The sequence below is a fragment of the Streptomyces katrae genome, from assembly GCF_000966975.1.
Classification (GTDB): Bacteria; Actinomycetota; Actinomycetes; order Streptomycetales; family Streptomycetaceae; genus Streptomyces; species Streptomyces katrae.
Genome location: NZ_JZWV01001769.1, coordinates 1 through 505, shown reverse-complemented (window position 1 = coordinate 505; position 505 = coordinate 1). Strand labels below are relative to the sequence as shown.

Genomic DNA, 505 nt, shown 5'->3' with positions numbered 1-505 from the left:
GTGTGGAGGTGCTCGGGGTCGGTGACCAGGAGAGCGCCGACCCCGACCGGCACGCTGAGGGTCTTGTGCGGGTCCACGGTCATCGAGTCCACGTCGGCGACGCCCTGGTAGAGGTGTGCCAGAGCGGGCACCATGGCGCCCAGTCCGCCCCAGGCTCCGTCGGAGTGGTGCCACATCCCGGTGCTCCGGCACAAGGCGGTGACGGGTTCGAGGGGGTCGACGGCGCCGGTGGCGGTGGTGCCCAGCGTGGTGACGGTGCAGAACGGCAGGAGCCCGGCGGCCTGGTCCGCCCTCACCGCTGTGCGCAGTGCGGCGGGCTCCAGGCGGTGCTGTGTGTCGCTGGGGATGGGGCGCAGGCGGTGGGCGGGGATGCCGATGCAGGCTGCGGCCTTGGCCACCGACATGTGGGCTTGGGCGTTGTAGTAGAGGGTCAGGCGGGCGTGGTCGCGGTCGTAGGCGGGACCGTCATCGGAGCCGCGGCGGGTGAGGAACCAGGTGCGGGCGG

General features: G+C 72.9%; 1 protein-coding gene. It reads right to left on the bottom strand.

Translation table 11 applies throughout. From position 1 onward, the window contains the following. On the bottom strand, positions 1–505 hold a 505-nt coding region (locus VR44_RS40525), incomplete at both ends, for a pyridoxal-dependent decarboxylase (RefSeq protein ID WP_045952711.1).